Annotated in this window: 20 protein-coding genes; 12 read left to right on the top strand and 8 right to left on the bottom strand. The window is 40.2% G+C overall.

The window, feature by feature from the left end:
- The first annotated feature begins 2 nt into the window (after positions 1 to 2).
- From AB8M93_RS02045 to AB8M93_RS02020, 6 genes are all read left to right on the top strand, one after another.
- Positions 3 to 755, top strand: a complete 753-nt coding sequence (locus tag AB8M93_RS02045; protein WP_373055963.1) for a DUF4129 domain-containing protein — start codon at positions 3 to 5, stop codon at positions 753 to 755.
- On the top strand, positions 748 to 1977 hold the full coding sequence (locus AB8M93_RS02040) for a DUF4350 domain-containing protein (RefSeq protein WP_373055962.1): 1230 nt from the start codon (positions 748 to 750) through the stop codon (positions 1975 to 1977). The genes AB8M93_RS02045 and AB8M93_RS02040 overlap by 8 nt, the downstream gene beginning before the upstream one ends.
- Positions 1952 to 2968 (top strand): AAA family ATPase, encoded by a 1017-nt coding sequence (locus AB8M93_RS02035; RefSeq protein WP_373055961.1) that lies wholly within the window; start codon positions 1952 to 1954, stop codon positions 2966 to 2968. The genes AB8M93_RS02040 and AB8M93_RS02035 overlap by 26 nt, the downstream gene beginning before the upstream one ends.
- Complete coding sequence (locus AB8M93_RS02030) at positions 2969 to 4300, top strand: DUF58 domain-containing protein (RefSeq protein WP_373055960.1); 1332 nt, start codon at positions 2969 to 2971, stop codon at positions 4298 to 4300.
- A gap of 102 nt (positions 4301 to 4402) precedes the next feature.
- The gene (locus AB8M93_RS02025; protein WP_373055959.1) at positions 4403 to 4825 is read left to right on the top strand and encodes a DUF2141 domain-containing protein; all 423 of its coding nucleotides are present in this window, start codon (positions 4403 to 4405) and stop codon (positions 4823 to 4825) included.
- Between the two features lie 99 nt (positions 4826 to 4924).
- Positions 4925 to 5866, top strand: coding sequence for a LysR family transcriptional regulator (locus AB8M93_RS02020; protein WP_373055958.1), 942 nt, complete (start codon positions 4925 to 4927; stop codon positions 5864 to 5866).
- 58 nt (positions 5867 to 5924) lie between these two features.
- On the opposite strand, the gene AB8M93_RS02015 is transcribed toward AB8M93_RS02020, so the two are convergent.
- The 6 genes from AB8M93_RS02015 to AB8M93_RS01990 form a co-directional block, all read right to left on the bottom strand.
- The gene (locus AB8M93_RS02015; RefSeq protein WP_373055957.1) at positions 5925 to 6122 is read right to left on the bottom strand and encodes a hypothetical protein; all 198 of its coding nucleotides are present in this window, start codon (positions 6120 to 6122) and stop codon (positions 5925 to 5927) included.
- A gap of 132 nt (positions 6123 to 6254) precedes the next feature.
- Complete coding sequence (locus AB8M93_RS02010) at positions 6255 to 7055, bottom strand: TIGR00266 family protein (RefSeq protein WP_373055956.1); 801 nt, start codon at positions 7053 to 7055, stop codon at positions 6255 to 6257.
- A gap of 339 nt (positions 7056 to 7394) precedes the next feature.
- A complete protein-coding gene (locus tag AB8M93_RS02005) occupies positions 7395 to 7652 on the bottom strand; it encodes a YgjV family protein (RefSeq protein ID WP_373055955.1) in 258 nt (85 codons plus the stop codon).
- Positions 7653 to 7722: 70 nt separating this feature from the next.
- A complete protein-coding gene (typA, locus tag AB8M93_RS02000) occupies positions 7723 to 9525 on the bottom strand; it encodes a translational GTPase TypA (protein ID WP_373055954.1) in 1803 nt (600 codons plus the stop codon).
- Between the two features lie 124 nt (positions 9526 to 9649).
- Entirely contained in the window at positions 9650 to 9847 is a 198-nt protein-coding gene (locus AB8M93_RS01995) for a hypothetical protein (protein ID WP_373055953.1), read from the bottom strand.
- A 32-nt stretch (positions 9848 to 9879) separates the two neighbouring features.
- A complete protein-coding gene (locus AB8M93_RS01990; RefSeq protein WP_373055952.1) occupies positions 9880 to 10365 on the bottom strand; it encodes a DinB family protein in 486 nt (161 codons plus the stop codon).
- A 196-nt stretch (positions 10366 to 10561) separates the two neighbouring features.
- Here AB8M93_RS01990 and kdsA point away from each other — a divergent pair, with 196 nt between their 5' ends.
- Complete coding sequence (gene kdsA, locus AB8M93_RS01985; RefSeq protein WP_373055951.1) at positions 10562 to 11383, top strand: 3-deoxy-8-phosphooctulonate synthase; 822 nt, start codon at positions 10562 to 10564, stop codon at positions 11381 to 11383.
- Between the two features lie 82 nt (positions 11384 to 11465).
- Here the strand turns inward: kdsA and AB8M93_RS01980 are convergent, their stop codons facing one another.
- Positions 11466 to 12299 (bottom strand): endonuclease/exonuclease/phosphatase family protein, encoded by an 834-nt coding sequence (locus tag AB8M93_RS01980; RefSeq protein WP_373055950.1) that lies wholly within the window; start codon positions 12297 to 12299, stop codon positions 11466 to 11468.
- A 31-nt stretch (positions 12300 to 12330) separates the two neighbouring features.
- The gene (locus AB8M93_RS01975) at positions 12331 to 13104 is read right to left on the bottom strand and encodes an endonuclease/exonuclease/phosphatase family protein (protein WP_373055949.1); all 774 of its coding nucleotides are present in this window, start codon (positions 13102 to 13104) and stop codon (positions 12331 to 12333) included.
- A gap of 170 nt (positions 13105 to 13274) precedes the next feature.
- Between AB8M93_RS01975 and AB8M93_RS01970 the strand changes: the two genes are divergently transcribed.
- The 5 genes from AB8M93_RS01970 to AB8M93_RS01950 all read left to right on the top strand — a co-directional run bounded on the left by AB8M93_RS01970 (position 13275) and on the right by AB8M93_RS01950 (position 20195).
- Positions 13275 to 13916, top strand: coding sequence for a hypothetical protein (locus AB8M93_RS01970; RefSeq protein WP_373055948.1), 642 nt, complete (start codon positions 13275 to 13277; stop codon positions 13914 to 13916).
- Positions 13917 to 14240: a winged helix-turn-helix domain-containing protein gene (locus AB8M93_RS01965; protein WP_373055947.1), complete on the top strand. Its 324-nt coding sequence runs from the start codon at positions 13917 to 13919 to the stop codon at positions 14238 to 14240.
- Positions 14241 to 14290: 50 nt separating this feature from the next.
- Positions 14291 to 15526: a hypothetical protein gene (locus tag AB8M93_RS01960; protein ID WP_373055946.1), complete on the top strand. Its 1236-nt coding sequence runs from the start codon at positions 14291 to 14293 to the stop codon at positions 15524 to 15526.
- 149 nt (positions 15527 to 15675) lie between these two features.
- Positions 15676 to 16575 (top strand): ABC transporter ATP-binding protein, encoded by a 900-nt coding sequence (locus AB8M93_RS01955; protein ID WP_373055945.1) that lies wholly within the window; start codon positions 15676 to 15678, stop codon positions 16573 to 16575.
- Positions 16572 to 20195 (top strand): ABC transporter permease/M1 family aminopeptidase, encoded by a 3624-nt coding sequence (locus AB8M93_RS01950; protein WP_373055944.1) that lies wholly within the window; start codon positions 16572 to 16574, stop codon positions 20193 to 20195. The genes AB8M93_RS01955 and AB8M93_RS01950 overlap by 4 nt, the downstream gene beginning before the upstream one ends.
- Position 20196 lies beyond the last annotated feature (1 nt).

The raw sequence follows: 20196 nt of genomic DNA, 5'->3' as shown, positions 1-20196 counted from the left end.
TTATGTTAGCAATTTTATTTACTTTTTTCTGCTGCGGAAAAGCTCTTCCGCAACAGGAGACTGCCCGTGACTCTATTGCTGAAATTAAGTATGACCAATCTCCAGCACTTCAAAAAGCATCTTTTAATAAGGAACAGATTAAAGAATATAGGGAGCAGCCGGAATTTGATTATTTAAACCAAACTGAAAAAGATTCCTGGTGGAGCCGGTTTAAAAAATGGCTGGACTTAAAATACAACCAGTTCCTGGAATGGCTTTTTGGCGATTATACTCCCGGCGGAATTTTGCAATTTTTTATCACCATTCTTCCCTATGTGATCCTGGTAGCGGTTTTGGGATTTATTTTCTGGCTCATCACCAAACTGGATCCAGGAAGTTCGCTACTGGAAACTCCTGCAGAACCAAAGGTTTTTTTATCTGAAGAAGAAGAAATTATACAATCCAAAGATATAAGTCACCTTATAGAAGAAGCCATAGAAAACCACCAATATCGATTGGCAGTAAGGTATTATTACCTGTATAATTTAAAAAAACTGGATGCTATGGGATTAATTTCCTACCAGTTTCAAAAAACCAATGAAGATTACACTGCTGAAATTTCTGCGGAAGCGGTAAAACAGCAATTCCGCAAGATTACCAGGCTTTACGAGTATATATGGTATGGGGATTTTAAGGTTTCGGAAAATGAATTTCACTTAGCTGAAAAGGGTTTTTCTCAAATGGATCATCTCCTGAAAAATCCGGCCAATGAATAACACCTTTAAAATAACATTTGCCGCCTTTATACTGCTTGTCCTTGCGCTTACCTACCTGGAAGCCAGCGAGCCGGAGCCTGTTAACTGGACCCCTAGCTATACTGCCAAAGATAAGATCCCTCTGGGAAGCTACGTTTTTTTTGAAAGCTGGAAAAACAGCAAATCTGCAGAAATTGAGAAAATAAGCATCCCGCCTTATGAATTTTTTCAGCAGGATAGTGTCCCCGGCGGCACCTATTTTTTCCTGAACCATTATATCGCTTTAGACGATGCGGAGCTGGAGGATTTGCTGGAATGGGTAAAAAAGGGAAATTCTGCCTTCCTGTCTGCTAATTATCTAAGTCTAAATTTACTGGATACCCTGCAAATTGAGACCAGCGAATTTATGAGCGAAAAAGATTTTTCTTCAGCCCCTCGTTTTAATCTGGTAAATCCTGAGCTTAAAAATAAAACTGCTTATAAATTAAATCATAATATAGACGCGATCTTCTTCAGCAAAATAGACACTGCAAATCACGTTGTATTGGGAACAGCAAGCCTTGAAGACGATCCTGATCCTAAAGACCAAAAGATTAATTTTATAAAAGTGCCCTATGGAGATGGGACATTTTTACTGCACACAAATCCGCAGGCCTTTAGCAATTACTTTTTATTATTAGATAATAATTATGAATATGCTGAGAGGGTTTTGTCTTACCTAAACCCCGGCGGTAAAATATTATGGGATGCCTATTATAAATCTGGCAAAACTTTTTATTCTTCCCCGCTTTATATCTTGTTAAGCAACAGATCGCTTAAATGGGCTTATTATTTTGCAATTATTGCCGGGATACTCTTCATAGTTTTTGAAGGCAAAAGAAAACAGCGGCCCATACCGGTGGTACAAGCACTAAAAAATCAAACTTATGAGTATGCTCAAACCGTTGCAGACCTTTATCTTGAGCAAAAGAAATATAAAGAGCTAACAGATAAAAAAATTGATTTATTTTTAGAATATATCCGGCTCAATTATCGCCTTTCCACTCAGGAGATTAATGATAAATTTTGCAGAGACCTGGCTTCCAGAGCAGAAAAAGAGCCGGAAGATGCTCACAACTTATTTAAGAAGATCAACCTGTTAAAAAATAGAAAACAGGTTACCAAGGATGAATTTCTTCAGCTAAGCCGGGAGATCAACAATTTTAAAGTACAGAAAAATGGAAAACGAACAGATACCGCCTGAAAATAATTTACAAAATGAAGAGCTCAATTTTAACAGCCGTGTTCCATTGGAAGATCTTAAAATTTCTGTGGATAAACTCAAAGAACAACTCGCAAAGGTAATTGTTGGCCAGGAAGAATTTGTAGAACTGCTTATTGTAGGTTTACTTTCTAATGGCCATGTGCTTATTGAAGGGGTTCCCGGAGTAGCCAAAACAGTTACGGCCAAACTTTTTGCGAAAAGCCTGCACACGGGTTTCAGCAGGATACAGTTTACCCCAGATCTTATGCCAAGTGATGTATTGGGAACCTCTGTACTGAACATGAAGACTTCAGAATTTGAATTTAAACCCGGGCCAGTATTCTCAAACCTTATCCTGATAGATGAAATAAACCGGGCACCAGCCAAGACCCAGGCCGCCCTTTTTGAGGTAATGGAAGAACGGCAAATTACCATAGATGGGAAACAACATATTATGGAAGCTCCATTTATGGTTCTGGCCACACAAAACCCAATAGAACAGGAAGGCACTTATGCCCTCCCCGAGGCACAGCTGGACAGGTTCCTATTTAAAATTGAAGTTGGCTATCCCACTATGGAAGATGAAGTTAAAATTTTACAATCCCACCACGAAAGAAAAGGGAAATTGCCTGAAGCCCATATTGAACCGGTTTTAAATCCTGAAAAACTGCAGGATTTAAAGAGGCAGATTCATGAGATTATAATTGAAGAAAAACTGCTTAATTATATCGCCCAGCTGGTTGGAAAAACACGACAACACCCGCATTTGTACCTTGGTGCCTCCCCACGGGCCTCTATTGCTGTTATGAATGCCTCCAAAGCCTTTGCTGCTATTAACGGCCGGGATTTTGTAATTCCTGAAGATATTAAACGTGCACTCAATCCGGTACTTGGGCACAGGATTATTCTTTCCCCAGACAGGGAGATGGAGGGCATGACTGCCAAAAATGTTCTTGAGATGATAAGCCAATCTGTAGAAATCCCTAGATAAGTGGTTAACTTCCTCAAATCTTTATATTTTACCCAAAGGGTTTTTGTGGCGCTCTTCAGCATTGCCGTAATTTTCCTTTTTTCGTACTGGTTTGAGTTCCTCTATTCTATCGCCTGGATCTTAAGTGTGCTACTCCTTCTCTTGCTTCTGCTGGATACCGTTACCCTATTTAAAAACACAGGTGTAACCGCAGAAAGAAATTTACCGGAAAAATTTTCAAATTCTGATGAGAATCCGGTGGTTTTAAAACTTCAGAATAATTATAATTTTAATGTTTATTGCGAGGTGATAGACGAGTTGCCTGTGCAGTTTCAGAAAAGGGATTTCCTTAAGAAATTTCAAATTTCCGCAAAAGGAAACCATGTTTTCGAATACCTGGTTATACCATTACATCGCGGCGAATATATCTTTGGAAAACTGAATATTTACGCTTCCACTCAGCTTAAACTGGTTAAAAAACGCAAGGTTTTTGATAAAGACCAAATGGTTAAGGTTTATCCTTCCTTTATCCAAATGAAAAAACTGGATTTTCTGGCCATAGATAATAAAATTGTCCAGCCGGGAATTAAGAAGATCCGCAGGATTGGGCATACTATGGAGTTTGAGCAGATAAAGGAATATGTAAACGGGGATGATGTGCGCACCATTAACTGGAAAGCGACTGCTAAACAGGGAAACCTGATGGTAAACCAGTTTCAGGATGAAAAAGCACAGCCTGTTTATTCTATAATAGATACGGGCAGGGTTATGAAAATGCCTTTTAACGGGCTAAGTCTTCTAGATTACGCCATTAACAGTGCTCTTGCGTTTTCCAACGTGGCCCTGAAGAAAAAAGATAAGGTGGGACTTTTAAGCTTTTCAAACAAAATGGAATATGTACTGGCTGCCAGCTCAAAATTCAGCCAGCTCAACCAGATCCTGGAAGCATTGTACAATATTAAAACCGGCTATTGGGATTCCGATTACGGCCTCTTATATGCCAACATAAACAAACACCTCTATCACCGCAGTTTACTCATGCTCTATACTAACTTTGAGCATATTTCGGGATTGCAAAGACAGCTCCCTTATTTAAAAGCACTGGCCAGAAAACATGTTTTAGTAGTGATCTTTTTTGAAAACACCGCGCTTCAAAGACTCATAGATGCTGAAGCAGATTCTGTTCCGGCAAGTGCTCACCAGACTATAGCCGAACAGTTTTATTATGATAAGATGAAGATGGCCAAAGAACTGCAACGCCACGGGATACAAACACTGCTTACCAAACCCGAAGACCTTAGCATGAATACTATAAACAAATACCTGGAGGTTAAAGCAAGGGGATTGCTTTAGGCCTTTACAACTCAGCACTAAAATTCTACGGTTCAGTAAAACATTATCTATTTGGTTAAAACTTCAGGATATATTTGAAGTAATAACTAAAAACAGATAACTATGAAAACTTTAGCAGTACTGGCAGCAATTTTATTCTTCAATTTTTTAACCGCTCAGGAAAAACAGGAAGAAAATAGTAAAATCATGGTCACTATCAGCAATGTAAGCAGTGATGAAGGAGAAGTCCTCTTTGGATTATATACTGAAGATACTTTTATGAAAGCAGATCCTGATTACAGCGCAACAAGTGAGATAAAAGACGGCGTGGCCAAAGCTACATTTGAAGACGTGCCTGAAGGAACATATGCTATAATTGCACTTCACGATAAAAACGGCAACAAACGTATGGATTTTGACAGTAGCGGAATGCCTGTGGAAAGTTACGGAACTTCCGGAAATGCCCTTTCTTACGGACCCCCCCAATGGGAGGAATCCAAATTTGTTTTTGATGAAGGCACTAAAGATATAGAGATTCGATTTTAGATTTGTTGAGAAGGCAGGCAGGCTACTGCCACTATATAAATTATTTGATGTTACTATAGAAAAAACCAATACCTTTGTAGTTGTAAAATTTAACCTTTTATGACTATAACCCAGCTCCATTATGTTCTGGCGGTTGCCGAACATAAAAATTTTACAAAAGCCGCACAAAAGGTTTTTGTAACGCAGCCAACCTTAAGCATGCAAATTCAGAAACTGGAAGAAGAACTGGATGTGCAAATTTTTGACCGTACCAAGAAACCCATCCAGCTTACTGAAACCGGCCAGAAAATTGTGCACCAGGCACGCAACATTGTTAACGAAAGCGATAGGATACAGGATATTGTAGATCAGCAAAAAGGTTATGTGGGTGGCATTTTCAGGCTTGGGGTAATTCCTACCGTTATGCCTACCTTGTTGCCGCTATTCATTAATAACTTTATAAAAAAATATCCTAAGGTAAAGCTTAAAATTGAAGAGCTGAACACCCAGGCCATTATCGAAAAATTAAAAGAAGGACATCTGGATGCCGCAATTGCTGCCACCCCGCTGGAACAGGAAGGAATAAAAGAGAATGTGCTTTATTATGAACCGTTCGTAGGTTATATTCCTGCCTCTCACAGGTTGCACAAAAAGAATAAAATAACTGTGGAAGACCTGGACCTGGATGATATTTTGCTCTTACAGGACGGGCACTGTTTTAAGGATGGGATTATTAATCTTTGCAAGGTTTCCCGCGGTTTTGGCGATGACCATTTTCAACTGGAAAGCGGAAGTTTTGAAACGCTTATAAAACTGGCGAATGAAGGCCTTGGCATGACCTTGCTCCCCTACTTGCATACCCTGGAAACAAAGGAATCTGAGAAGGAGAATTTAAAAATGTTTGAAGACCCTGTCCCGGCACGGGAAGTGAGCCTTATATATAACCGAAGTGAATTAAAAATTCAGATTATTGAAGCGCTGCGAAGCACCATAGCGGGAGTAGTAAAAGGTGCCATCACTTTCCAGAATGTTCAAATTATTAGTCCGGTTAATAAAAAATAGAAGAAAATTGCTCCCTCCACCTGTTTTCTTACTAAAAAAGCGGCAAAAGCCGCTTTTTTCAGGTATTTAAATAAATTAAACAATCATTAAGTTCGGGGTTCTGCTTGATGAGCGAAATAATCCAGATTTTAAGTTCCTCAATTTCATGAGGTAGTAACCTTTGGATAGCCTTCTTCACCTCTTTACAGAATAAATTAGCATCAAAACTTACTTTATCAAGTACTGTTTTGGTGTAATCAAACATCGCTCTCGCCATAATTTGATACTGGTTTAGTTAGAAATTAGGTTGATAAAAATGGGTAGTTTTACGGTTATAGGCGAATAAATTTGTAATAAATATAAGAAATAAAAGTGTTCCTCTTCTATTTCCGCATTTATTTAACAATAATCAGAACCGGTTATCCCCGCTTATCACATCTCCCAAACCTCCAAGAATACTTCCTTCTCCTTTGTCCTTACCACCTCCCTGGGGCGCTGCCTGATGTATCCTGCTGGCCAGCCTGCTAAATGGCAAAGATTGTATAAAAACAGTTCCGGGACCGGTTAAAGTAGCAAAGAAGAGGCCTTCCCCTCCAAAAAAGGTGTTTTTTATTCCTCCAATAAATTCTATATCATAATCAACATCCTGTGTAAAACCAATGATACAGCCGGTATCTACTTTTAATTTCTCTCCGGGCTGAAGTTCCTTGGTTGCCATGGTACCTCCGGCATGAACAAAAGCCATCCCGTCTCCTTCAATTTTCTGCATGATGAAACCTTCCCAGCCAAATAGTCCCCGGCCGAGCTTTCTGCTGAATTCAATTCCTATGGAGACTCCTTTTGCAGCACACAAAAAAGCATCTTTCTGGCAGATAAATTTTCCGTTGAATCGGGTGAGGTCTATCGGCAGTATTTTCCCTGGATATGGAGAAGCAAAGCAGATTTTCTTTTTTCCCTGTACTTCATTGCTGAAAATAGTCATAAAAAGGCTCTCCCCGGTAAGCAGGCGTTTCCCGGCGCCCAGTACCTTTCCTAAAAAACCTTCATCCCTGGCCGAGCCATCCCCAAAAATAGTATTCATCCTAATCCCATTATCCATCATCATAAAATTCCCGGCTTCAGCGATGACTGCTTCCTCAGGATCCAGTTCCAGTTCTACATATTGCATCTCCTCACCAAAAATCTGGTAATCTATTTCATGTGCATTCATTATATTAAAGCATTTAAAAACAATTAAAATTATTATTTCCCTACATAAGATTGGAAGAGAAGAACAGTAGATAAACCAAAGCTAAACTGGAATTCCTGTTCCAGACAGCTGTATTTAACCGGCACCTGGATTCTTCAATATCTCTTCAAATAAAAGGCTGGCAGCCTCCCATTAAAGATACTAAATTTCTTCAATGCCAAAAAAAGGAAGAACTGCTCTATTTAGAATAAAAAAGGAAAAACGGGAAAAATCTCTCTGTTATGTACTGCCGGAGAACTTACGACTTCACATAAAAGTAAAAAGGCCGATTTAGGAACAGGCAAGTCTTAACCCGGGCTGTTATGCCTTAACTTCATGAGTAGAAACTGCTTTGTCGCGTTTCCTTAACAAGTAGTATAGGTTTACGCCAATAATAGCAGCATTGGTAATTACCACCGGCCATGATTCCAGTAAAATTCCGTAAATCACAAAAAAGACACAGCCAACGGAGTTCACACAGCGTAGGGTCTTAATGTTTTTCATTAAAAACGCCAGCAGGACAAATAGAGAAGCCAGATAACCACTCCATTCTGTTAAGCTAATTCCTAGAAATTCCATTTCGCTTTATGGCAAAAAAAAGCTGTGAAAAGATTTTAAGACTTTTCACAGCGCTTTGGTATGTAATGAATTATATTATTTTGTTACGCTTACGATCATTTTCAGTAAGATAAATTTTCCTAAGCCTAAGATGATGTGGTGTTACCTCTACATATTCATCTTTTTGAATATATTCCAGGGCTTCTTCCAGGGAAAATTTAACCGCAGGAACAATTTTAGCTTTATCATCGGCTCCTGAAGAACGAACGTTAGAAAGTTTTTTGGTTTTGGTGATGTTTACCACCATATCATCCTGTCTTGAATTTTCTCCAATTACCTGCCCTTCGTAAATATCTTCTCCCGGATCTACAAAGAATTTACCTCTATCCTGAAGCTTGTCTATGGAGTAAGGTATGGATTTCCCTTTTTCCATTGAAACCAGGGAGCCATTTTGCCTTTCAGGAATCCCTCCTTTTAATGGCTGGTATTCCTTAAAGCGGTGCGCCATGATGGCTTCACCCGCTGTGGCAGTTAATAACTGGTTTCTTAAACCTATAATGCCTCTGGAAGGGATAGTAAATTGTATGACCATACGGTCTCCTTTTCCTTCCATGCTTAGCATTTCCCCTTTTCTAAGGGTCACCATTTCCACGGCCTTCCCGGAAACATTTTCAGGTAAATCTATGGTAAGTTCCTCTACCGGCTCACATTTAACACCATCAATTTCTTTGATGATCACCTGTGGCTGGCCAATTTGAAGTTCATAGCCTTCCCGCCTCATGGTTTCAATTAATACAGATAAATGTAATACACCGCGGCCATATACCATAAACTTATCTGCACTATCGGTTTCCTCCACACGCAGGGCCAGGTTCTTTTCCAGCTCTTTGTGAAGACGATCTTTTATATGCCTGGAAGTTACAAATTTTCCATCCTTCCCGAAGAAAGGCGAGTCATTTATGGTAAAAAGCATACTCATGGTAGGCTCGTCTATAGCGATGGTTTTTAATCCTTCAGGATTTTCAGCATCGGCAACAGTATCCCCAATTTCAAAACCTTCAAGGCCAACAATGGCGCAAATATCCCCAGCCTGTACTTCCTCTATTTTTCTTCGGCCTAAACCTTCAAAAGTATGAAGTTCCTTGATCCTGGTTTTTTTAACGCTGCCATCCCTTTTTACCAGGGAAACCTGCTGATTTTCTTTTAATGTGCCCCTCTGGAGCCTTCCAATAGCGATCCTTCCCGTAAAAGAAGAGAAATCCAGGGAAGTAATAAGCATTTGTGGAGAACCCTCAAGATCTACTTTAGGCGCGGGAATATGCTCTATAACCATATCCAAAAGCGGTTCGATATTTTTGGTTTCTTTTCTCCAGTCATCATTCATCCAGTTGTTTTTGGCAGAACCGTAAACGGTAGGAAAGTCAAGCTGCCACTCTTCTGCACCCAGCTCAAACATAAGGTCAAAAACTTTTTCATGAACCTCATCTGGGGTACAGTTTTCCTTATCAACCTTATTAATCACCACACAGGGCTTTAGTCCAAGGTCTATGGCTTTTTGAAGCACAAATCGGGTTTGCGGCATGGGCCCTTCAAAGGCATCTACCAATAGCAGCACTCCGTCTGCCATATTTAATACCCGTTCTACTTCTCCCCCAAAGTCGGCGTGACCGGGAGTATCTATAATATTGATTTTGGTGTCTTTGTAAACTACTGAAACGTTCTTGGAAGTAATGGTAATCCCCCGTTCCCTTTCCAGATCGTTATTATCCAGGATAAGATCCCCGGTATTTTCATTGTCGCGAAAGAGGCGGCAATGATACATAATTTTGTCTACCAGGGTGGTTTTCCCGTGGTCAACGTGAGCGATAATCGCGATATTTCTGATAGCTGTCATACAAGCCTGTTTTAAAAGGCTGCAAATGTACAGTTATTTTTCAGGAAATAACTATAAATATATCAGATAATTACCGCCAAATAAGCCGCAGCTCAAAACAAGTTAGATTATTGAAAATCAAAACCTATGACTTTCTGGCTTTTAACCAGAAATAAAAGTAAAGGACAAAATAAATAAGAGCAGCAACCATAAAGGAGGCCCCTAAAATCTCCTTTTCAGGCTTAAAGATAAAAAGGGCTGCAGAAAGAAGCAGCAGGAAAATAGCATTGGTAAGTAATCTTTTCCTGGTAAAATATTCGGCGACTAGTTTTTTAAATTTCATGCGGAAAATTTTTCCGTAAGATAATATTTTTATTATTTCTCATCTGCCGAGGGGCCATATGTGGAAGGTACAGGAATGTCCAGTAGCCTAAAGTACACTCCCATTTGGGCACGATGGTGCGGGAGCTGATTAAAAACAATGGTTCTTAATACATTAAATTTTGGCATTTCCAGCAATACGTTTTCCCCGCTAAGCATCCTCCAGTTCTTCTCATATTCGCTGTCCGGTTTCCGCAGGGCGATCTCAGCCTGGGAAGTATTTAATTTAAGGGCTTCGATTATTTTAGAAACCTTCTTAAAACCGGCAGATTGAAAACCTTCCAGGTCTAATTCATCCAGTTCCATGGTAGCATTTATCCAGCTGGGAATTTCAGCTAAATGATTGGCAAGTTCCCCCAAACTCATAGATTTAGGATGAGGCTTCCATGCCAGTTTATCTTCCGGAAGGCGCTTCAGAAATTTTTCTGTTAATGCGACTTCATATTGAAGTTCCGGGATTAAAAACTCCTGAATTTTCATTTTACAACGGATTAAAAAATAACCGCGAAATTTACAATAAAAAACATCGTGCTCCTTTTTTCTGCTGAAATATTTTTTCGGTAAACCTGTTTTCTAAATTATTAAGCCGCCTGAATTTCCTTTATCTTTGCCCAGAATTTCTTTCTTGAAATTACATTAGGTTTTTGGGAAAGAATAAATCACTAAACCAATAGAAATGAATCTCACTACTATTCCTAAGATAAAAAACACCAATGCGAATAACTTCTTTTTGCTTTGTGGCCCATGCGCCATTGAGGGTGAAGAAATGGCTTTGAGAATTGCTGAGAAGGTAGTGGAAGTAACCAGCAAGCTGGAAATCCCATACGTTTTTAAAGGCTCCTTTAAAAAGGCAAACCGAAGCCGGATTGATAGTTTTACGGGAATTGGAGATGAGAAAGCATTGAAAATTTTAAGAAAAGTTTCGGAATCATTTGATATTCCAACTATTACCGATATTCATGAAATACGTGACGCTGCTATGGCTGCGGAATATGTGGATATTTTGCAGATTCCCGCTTTTTTGGTGAGACAAACAGATCTTGTAGTGGCCGCTGCCGAAACCGGAAAAACGGTAAATCTCAAGAAAGGCCAGTTTATGAGTCCCGAAAGCATGAAACATGCAGTTACAAAAGTGGAAGAGTGCAATAATGAAAATGTGATGGTTACAGACCGCGGGACCATGTTTGGATATAGGGATATGATTGTTGATTTTCGCGGAATTCCTACCATGAAGGAGTTTGCCACTACTGTTTTAGATGTTACCCATTCCCTGCAGCAGCCCAACCAGAGCAGCGGCGTTACCGGCGGCAGGCCGGAGATGATTGGTACCATTGCCCGTGCCGGAATTGCTGCAGGTGTTGACGGACTTTTTATGGAGACGCATTTTGATCCCGCTAACGCCAAGAGCGACGGCGCCAATATGCTGGATTTAAAACATCTTGAAAAACTGCTGACTAACCTGGTTGCTATCAGGAAGACGATCAATAGTTTTTTGTAATTCTAAAGCCTTTCTACAGTTTTCCAAATCAAAATCCAAACCTCACTGGTCTTCAAAACCTGCGAGGTTTTATGTAGAAATTTTACTCCAGTTTCAAAATAACAAAAACCGGAAAGTGATCTGAAGGATAACGCATTTTCTTCGAATCTGTAAGTACGGCATACTTTAAAACCTCCACCTGCCCGTTTACGAAAATATAATCGATTCTTCGCGTGGCCGGCTCCTGAAATTTATACCCGTTAAAAGTGCCTTCCGGGCCAAAAACTACATTTTTAGCAATCTTTTTGCTATCGCTCATTTCTTCGGAAAGATACCGGATGCCGGTTGTTTCCGGCTCAAGATTAAAATCTCCTGATAAGATTACCGGCAGGCTGGACGTATTAATTTCATTTATTTTTGAAATAATCAGTTTTGCACTTTCCTGTCTTGCCTTTTCTCCTATATGATCGAAATGGGTATTAAAATACCAGAACTTTTTGCCGCTTTCCTTATCCCGAAATAATGCATAGGTGCAAATTCTTGGCAATGCCGCATCCCAGCCGGTTGAAACTTTTTCTGGAGTTTTGGATAACCAGAAAGTACTGGTTTCAAGCACCTCAAATTTATCCTTTTTGTAGAGAATCGCACTGTATTCCCCTTTTTCAGCTCCATTTTCCCTGCCCACGCCAACATAATCATAGCCATAAAGTTGGGAGGTAAAATAATCGATTTGCAACAATAAGGCTTCCTGAACTCCAAAAACATCGGGTTCATAAAATTTAAGCTGATTTGTAATGAAATCTTTTCTTTTAGACCAGGAGTTTTCGCCATCATTTTCATTGGCATATTTGATATTATACGTCATCACTGCTATCTGCGCGTAAGAAGAAACAGTTAGGAAAATGGCAAATACCGCGAGAATTTTAAATTTATTCATTTGAAGCAAATTGAAGTCATATTAGAGAAAACTATTTTAGCTGAAGTTCTACCATTACCGGAAAATGATCTGAAGGATATTTTTGATCGTAAGAATTATTCAGCACCCCGTATTTTTCAACTTCCACACCTTTTCTGCTCGTAAAGATATAATCTATCCGGTTAACAGGTTCTTCCTCAAAATGGTAGGCATTAAAAGTTTTTTCAGGGCCAAAACTTGCAGTTTTGCTAAGCTCACGGCTATCACAAAATTTTTCTGCCAAAAAGTGGACTGGTTCTGTATCTGGTTCCAGGTTTAAATCTCCTGTAAGGATTACCGGCAGGTTTTCTTTATTAAATTCTTGAGATTTATTAAAGATTAATGCTGCACTCTTTTTCCTTGCCTCATCTCCCTTATGGTCAAAATGAGTATTAAAGAAGTAAAATTCTTTGCCGGTTTCTTTATGCTGAAAAAGTGCATAAGTGCAAATACGAGGGTAAGCTGCATCCCACCCCTTTGAAGGTTTCTCAGGAGTTTCCGAAAGCCAGAATGTATCGCTCTTTAAAACATCAAATTTGTCTGAACGATACAGAATAGGAGTAAATTCCCCTTCAGTTTTACCATCTTTTCTACCCACTCCCAATTGATGGTACTGTTGTAAATTTTGTTTAAAATATTGCAATTGTTCCTGCATTGCTTCCTGCAGCCCTATTACCGCGGGCTCGAAATATTGAAGAAGCCCCGTAAGCGCCTCTTTTCTATAAGACCAGCTGTTCTCTCCATCCTCTTCATTCGCATATTTAATATTATAAGTCATTATTCTCATGTAGCAGGTTTAGCGGTTGTAAGAGCATAGAAAATTAAGGGGAAAAAACCAGTCTGCATATTAAATTATCATAAACATTTCCGCAGGAATTAGGCAGAAATAAAATTTCCAGAAAAAAATACAAAAACATGTGGAATTTTTATTTACTTTGTTTTTCAAAGTACTTTAATATGGAGAATAAAAAGTATCTGGACGACCTTAGTGAGATCAAGCAAATGATGAGCCGCTCTTCCCGGTTTATTTCCCTTAACGGATTGGCCGGGGTCTTTGCAGGAATTTATGCCATTATTGGAGCAGTAATCGCAAAGATCCTCTTATCCCGCCACGGCAGTTTGTATGACCATGATTACAATACAGTAAGAATTGAAACAACAGATCCTGATTTATTGGTAAATCTGCTCGTAATCGCTCTTAGTGTTCTCATCTTAGCCATTGCCACAGCTATTCTCTTCACTACCAGAAAAGCCAAAAAACACAACCAGAAGATATGGGATAATACCAGCCGGAGGCTTATTATAAACTTTTTCGCACCCCTGGCTGCCGGAGGTTTATTTTGTGTGGTCTTATTGCAATATCAACTTATTGGATTAATTGCCCCCTCCATGCTCATATTTTACGGCCTTGCCCTTATTCACGCAAGCAAATACACTTTTAACGATCTTAAATCCCTTGGATATACCAATCTCATTCTTGGACTCATCGCTACCCAGTTTATAGGCTACGGACTTTATTTCTGGGCTGCAGGTTTTGGCCTTTTTCACATCCTGTATGGCATCTGGATGTATAACAGGTATGAACGCAAAGCGGAATAAATGAAGAATATTATTGGCAATATCAATAAGGCTTTTGATCATCGGGTAAGGCTTGGGATCATGAGTGTGCTTATGGTTAATGATTTCGCCGATTTTACCACACTTAAGGAATTACTGGGCGTAACAGATGGAAATATTGCGAGCCATATCAAGGCACTGGAAAAACAGGAATATGTAAAAGTGGAAAAATCGTTTATAGACAGGAAACCCAATACAAAATATATGGCCACTCAAAAAGGCAGGAAAGCATTTCAGGAACATTTGGACGCTCTCGAAAAGCTGCTTACTTCAGGAAAAGAGATCAATAACAAAGGGAAAAAATAAAAAATTTTAAACATCTACTTTGAAATACAAAGTACTTAAATAATAATAGCATGCGTGACTTTATAATATCCAATAAGGCAGGAGAACTGGAAAAATTATATCGAAGAGATAAAACAGAATTTCGAAGACAGTTCGATAATATCTATCCGGAAATAAAGGATTATCTACTTGCAAATTTCTGGCAGGAAAGGCTTCATTATTCTTCTGAAAAAGCTTCACGGGCGGGTAAAGCCGAATGGGTCTTTATCATTATTTCCACCTTACTTGCAGGTTTACTGGCCAAACTCCCGGATATCTTCTCCCTTGATGAAGAGTTATTTTACCTGCGGAATAGCGGTTTTATCATTTTTCCATTCCTCGCCGGATTCTTTATCTGGAAAAATAAATTTTCAATTACCAAAACAGCTATTCTGGCCATAATTGTCATTGCGAGCCTCCTGTATATTAATTTATTGCCCAACGATAAGAATAGCGACACTTTTATCCTCGCCTGCCTGCATTTACCATTTTTGTTATGGGCGCTTTTTGGTGTCTCCTTTGTAGGTAATGATCCTGGTTATTCAGAAAAAAGACTGGATTTTCTTAGATTTAACGGGGATCTACTGGTTACCATGGCTTTTCTTGTGCTATCCGGAGTAATATTTACAGGAATTACCCTTGGCTTGTTTGAACTTATAGGAGTTCAGATTGTAAAATTTTATTTTGATTATGTGGTAGTTTTTGGCCTTCCTGCCGTACCCATCGCAGGTATGTTCCTCAACTATACCAATCCGCAGCTTGTGAACCGCGTTTCTCCTGTTATTGCCAGAATTTTTAGCCCTCTCGTCCTGGCAATGCTCGTCGTTTACCTGGGAACGTTGATCTTGACCGGAAAAAACCTATACACCGACAGGGAATTCCTGTTGCTCTTCAATATTTTGCTTATAGGAGTAATGGCGCTGATCTTCTTTTCGGTAGCCAAAATTTCTTTAAAGCAGTATTCTGCAGAAAAATGGGTGCTCTTTCTCCTCTCCCTGGTAACAATTTTAGTAAATAGCATAGCTCTTTCTGCTATTCTTTTCCGCATATCAGAATGGGGAATTACGCCTAACCGTCTGGCAGTTCTGGGTGCAAATATGCTTATCCTGCTGCAAATGTTTATCGTAACGTTCAGATTATACCAGGCGATCGCTAAAAAACCATCTGCCCAACTGATTGGAAGTTCCATTGTGAACTACCTCCCGGTTTATGTTGCCTGGGCGGTGATCGTGGTATTTCTGTTTCCATTTATTTTCAATTTTACGTAACCCTATATCATTCTTCAATCAATTATGGACATGAACACTTTCATCAAAATCATCAAAATGAAGCCCGGAAGTTTTGGCCACCGCCTGTTTTCACCCCAGCCATACTCATTCAACTTCATTTTTATCCTAATCGCTAAATCTTTTTAAAAATGGAACTTACTCTCAGCAACATCAGCAAAACCTATCCCAACGGTGTCCAGGCACTAAAAGATATTAATCTTAGCATTCCGCAGGGAATGTATGGCATGCTGGGTCCTAATGGCGCGGGAAAATCTACCTTAATGCGAATCATCGCCACCCTGCAGGAACCCGATACCGGAAGCATCACTTTCGGAAATTATAATCTTCTTCAGCAGAAAGGAAAAATAAGGGAAACACTCGGCTATTTACCCCAGGAGTTCGGTTTATATTCAAAATCTCGTGCTGAAGATCTTTTAAATCATTTCGTCATCCTGAAGGGAATTATTGATTCTTCGGAACGGAAAAAAATAGTGGAAAATTTACTGAAACAAACCAATCTGTGGGATGTTAAAAGGCAAAGAGTTGGTGGATTTTCAGGAGGAATGAAACAGCGCTTTGGTGTAGCCATTGCCCTGCTGGGTAACCCAAAATTAATGATTGTAGACGAACCTACCGCCGGCCTCGACCCGGCAGAGCGGGTACGTTTCCTCAACCTGCTGAGCGAAATTGGGGAAAACAGCGTGGTGATTCTCTCTACTCATATCGTGGAAGATGTTAGCGAACTATGTACCCGAATGGCAATTATCAATAAAGGCGAAATTTTACTGGAAGCCGAACCGCTGCAGGCTGTAAAAAATTTGGAAGGTAAAGTCTGGAATAAAATCATCAACAGGGATGAACTTTCGGAGATTGAAAATAAGCATAACGTGATCTCTACCAAACTGCAAAGCGGCCGCAGCCTTGTTCAGGTCTACAGTGAAACCAGTCCGGGTGCCGATTTCCGGCAGAAAAAACCAGGTTTGGAGGATGTGTATTTTACTACCATGGCAGGTCATTTTAAGAATGCTTCTAAAACTGCGGCACAATGAAACTCCTGGAAATCTTAAAATTTGAAATCACCTATCAGCTCAGCAGAGCCTGGATCTGGTTATCGTTTCTGGTCATGTTTATCATCGGTTATTCTGCGGCCAGAGTCGCTTTTATGCCGGTCACTTTACAGGAGGATTTTATTATGAACTCCCCTTTCACCATTGCCACCATTACCATTTTTTCGTGTCAGCTCTGGCTATTTCTGGCTCCCGTAGTTGCAGGGGAAGTGGCCTCCAGGGATTTACATTCCAGGATGTTTCCTCTTGTTTATACTACTCCGCTTAAAAAATGGCAATATCTGGGCGGCAGGTTTATGGCCGCGTTTATATTGAATTCTTTTATATTATCCGGAGTACAATTTGGCATGCTCGCTGCTTTCCAGGGACCAGGTCTCGATCCTGAAATTATTGGCCCCTTCCGGCCCGGTGCATACTTTTCAGCATTTGTTTTTGTGGCGCTTACCAACGCCCTGATTGGCACTGCTTTTCAGTTTGTGTTTGCGTTATTTACCGGAAAGTCTATGGCCAGTTACTTCGGAAGCCTGGTCCTGTTCGTGCTATCTTACCCTATGACCATCATACTTTTCATGACTGGATTTGATTACGCGCTTTATGCCGACCCCATTGGCATTTTGTCCATTATGAACGAATTAATGTCTAACTGGACCATTGTTGAAAAGAATGTGCGAATGTTTACGCTGGAAGGAGCTATGCTGGGGAACCGGATTTTCTGGATTTCGTTTTCAATTTTGCTTCTTCTGTTCACTTATTTCAAATTCAAACTTTCCTACCCTTCCGGACTTTTATGGTGGAAAAATATAAAAGCAAGATATTTTAATTTTTTCCGCAGAAAATCTTCCGCAGAAACTGAACTGAAAACACCAAAAGCGATAAGACTTCCTGAAATCCAAAAATCGTACGGATTTAAAGCCAATCTTTTTCAGATCTTTTCCATTGGAAAAAGCTCATTCTGGTATATTCTGAAAAGTCCCGGCGGCATTTTTTTGCTGATAGTCTTTCCCATGCTCTTGACTTTTATGGTTTCGGTACAATCTGAACACTGGGGAATTCCAATGTTGCCAAAGACTTCTTATTTACTTGCCAAACACCTCACCGGAATGCTTACTTCTCCCATAAATTACTGGGTGATCGTACCGCTTTTCATCATTTATTTTGCCGGAGAACTGGTTTGGCGAGACCGGGACAAACAGATCAACGAAATTGTAGATACCACGCCGCTTCCGGATTGGGTTCTTTATTTGGGAAAATTCACCGGATTAGTTTTCATAATCGCCCTGTTTATGGGAATAATTATTCTCGTGGGAATGCTGGCGCAAACCATACTGGGATACTATAATTTTGAGATTGGCCTTTATCTACAGGCGCTTCTTGGTTTTCAATTAACGGATTATGTTTTGTTTGCTGCGTTGATTCTTACCGTTCAGGCAATTGTAAATCAGAAATATCTGGGACACATTCTCGCGCTTGTCGTTTACGCGCTGATTGTTTTTTCATCCTATATAGGAATTGAATACCATCTGCTGGTTTACGGTTCCGGTGCTGCCTGGTCTTATACAGATATTCGCGGATGGGGATCATCTATTCTACCCTGGCTGTTTTTTAGAATTTACTGGCTGGGATGGGCTTTATTTTTGATTTTAATCGCAAAGTTGTTTTGGGTACGCGGCTTTGAATCACCCTTCAAAAAAAGAATCAGAAATGCAAGGCTCCGCCTGGATTCCGCTGCAAAGGTAACGGTGATTATTTCTTTTATGATCATTATTCTTGCCGGCGGATTTATCTTTTACAACACCAATATTCTGAACGAATACTTGACCGATTCAGAAGTTACCGAAAGTCGGGCCCAATACGAGAAGAAATTCGGCAAATATGAAAATCTGTACCAGCCTGAAAAAGTTGCTTCAAAACTTAGTGTCGATCTTTATCCTGAAAAACATTCGGCTTCTCTAAAAGGTTTTTATACGCTGGTTAATAAGGATAAAAATCCGGTAAAGGAAATTCATATTGAGCCGGCCTTTAATGTGGAAACAAAAATTGAATTTGATCGAGCTTCCAAGCTTGAAATCAGAGATGAGACATTAGGTCATTCGATCTATGGCTTAAAGGAACCTCTGATGCCCGGAGATTTGTTAGAATTACATTTTGAAGTCAGTTTTACGAGGCAAGGTTTTACCAACGACGGGCTGCGTTCAAACGGTGCAGGAAGAGGAATTTTATCCAATGGCACGTATATTACGGGCGGGATGCTTCCGGTGATTGGTTACAATTCCAGGCGTGAACTGATGAGCGCAGATGACCGTAGGGATTACAATCTCCCGCGCCAGGTTACCTTGCCGGATCCCGGCGAGATTGATCCCGAAATTACTTCCACTCCCCCGGCCTATTATGAGGCTATTGTAAGCACTGCGGAAGGGCAAACTGCGGTGGCACCCGGAAAACTGATTCGCCAGTGGAATGAAAATGGCAGAGCTTATTTTGAATATTCCGGGGAAATACCTTTGAGCGGAACAGACCTGTATTTTTCTGCAAATTATGATGCCTACAAAGAAAATTATAAAGGAGTAGCACTTTCTGTGTATCTGCATCCGGAACATACGACTCATCGGGACCGATTACTAAAAAGCCTGCGTGCTTCCCTGGAATATTATTCCGAAGAGTTTGGAGAGTATCCGTATAGTTTTCTGAAAGTGATAGAACAGCCGGGGAATTTTATGGGAATGGGTGTGGATGGCAGTGGAGTGATTACCGGCGGTGAAGGTTTTTTCCTTTTCAATCCTGAAGGAAATGGATTTGATGGCATGTTTGAGATCACGGCTCATGAAATGGGCCATCAGTGGTGGGGCATTCAATTAAAACCTGCTTTTGCCGAAGGTGCCGGGGTTATTTCAGAAAGTCTTGCCTGGTATTCCGGAATGCAGCTCGTGAAAAATACCAAAAGCCGCGAAGCTTTGAGGCGGTTCATGTACATCATGCGCCAGCCTAATCCGTGGCCGCCAATGAAGACCGGCTTACCTTTGATACGCGCTATGGATCCGTATGCCAATTACAGAAAAGGCCCATTTGCCATTTATGCTTTGAGCGAATATGTTGGTGAGAAAAAGATTAATAGCGCATTAAAAAATCTTATTCAGAAAAACAAAGGAAAACTGGCCACCACTCTGGATATGTACAATGAATTTGAAGCGGTTACCCCGGATTCTTTGAAACCCTTATTACATGACCTGTTTAAGAAAGATACCTACTGGACTTTTGAGACCAAAAATCTTAAGGCCAGGAAAATGAAAGATAATCGTTGGGAAGTGGAGATGGAAATAGAAGCCCGAAAAGTGGTTTCAGACAGTGCCGGTGCGGAAACCGAAGTTCCGGTAGATCAATGGGTTGAAATTGGTGTTTTCGCGCCTGCCGCTTCAGGAGAATTTTTAGGAGAATCTCGATATCTCCAAAAACATTTTATAAAAAGCGGAACCCAAACCCTCACTATTGAAGTTCCCGCGAAACCTGCAAAGGCAGGGGTAGATCCATATAATCTTTTAGACTGGCGGGAAGGTGACAATATTGAAAACGTATTTATTCCTGAAGACGAGGAAAATGAGAAATAAA

This window comes from Autumnicola aciditolerans (assembly GCF_041679265.1).
In the GTDB taxonomy this organism is placed as follows: domain Bacteria; phylum Bacteroidota; class Bacteroidia; order Flavobacteriales; family Flavobacteriaceae; genus Autumnicola.
Note: the sequence above shows the minus strand (reverse complement) of the source record. Positions and strands in the feature narration are given on the sequence as shown.